Annotated in this window: 1 protein-coding gene; it reads right to left on the bottom strand. The window is 71.1% G+C overall.

Annotation, left to right across the window (positions count from 1 at the left end; genetic code table 11):
* A partial coding sequence (locus IE107_RS34550; protein ID WP_229867493.1) for a condensation domain-containing protein occupies nt 1–768 on the bottom strand: 768 nt, incomplete at both ends.

Below are 768 nucleotides of genomic sequence, written 5' to 3'. Positions count from 1 at the left end.
GGAAACTCGGGTCACCGCTGGTGTCCGTGCGCAGGACCAGAGTGTTGACGAAGAAGCCGACGAGGTCGTCGAGCGCCGGGTCGGTGCGCCCCGCGACGGGTGAGCCGAGCGGGATGTCGTGGCCCGCACCCGAACGGGAAAGCAGCGTGGACACCGCCGCCTGGGCCACCATGAACAGGGTGCTGCCGGTCTCCTGGGCCAGCGAGGTGAGCGAGTCGTGCAGGTCGGCCGGGCAGTGCACGGTGTGCGTGGTGCCCCGGTTGGACGCGGTGGCCGGCCTGGGCCGGTCGGCCGGGAGCGTGGCCTCTTCCGGAAGGTCTGCCAACGCTGCGCGCCAGTAGTGGAGTTGGCGTTCCTCGTCGCTCCCCAGGAGCCGCTGCTGCCAGAGGGAGTAGTCGGCGTACTGGACCGGCAGCGGCTCCCACGCGGGGGCGGTGCCCCCGGTACGGGCCTCGTAGGCGGTGGCCAGGTCGCGGAAGAGCGGTCCGTTGGACCAGCCGTCGGAGGCGATGTGGTGGATGACCACCAGCAGGATGTGTTCCTGCTCGCCGACCGAGAGCAGATGTGTGCGGATCGGCCGCTGGACGGCCAGGTCGAAGGTGGCCGAGGAGAGGTCGGCCAGTCGTGCGGTGAGCTCCTCCTCGGTGGTGGTGATCAAGGGGAGGTCGATGCCGGTCGGGGGGAGGATGCGCTGGTGCGGGGTGCCCTCGTGGGCGGGGAAGACGGTGCGCAGGCCCTCGTGGCGTGTGGTGAGGTCGGTGAGGGCGA

This window comes from Streptomyces gelaticus (assembly GCF_014649535.1).
Lineage (GTDB): Bacteria > Actinomycetota > Actinomycetes > Streptomycetales > Streptomycetaceae > Streptomyces > Streptomyces gelaticus.
Note: the sequence above shows the minus strand (reverse complement) of the source record. Positions and strands in the feature narration are given on the sequence as shown.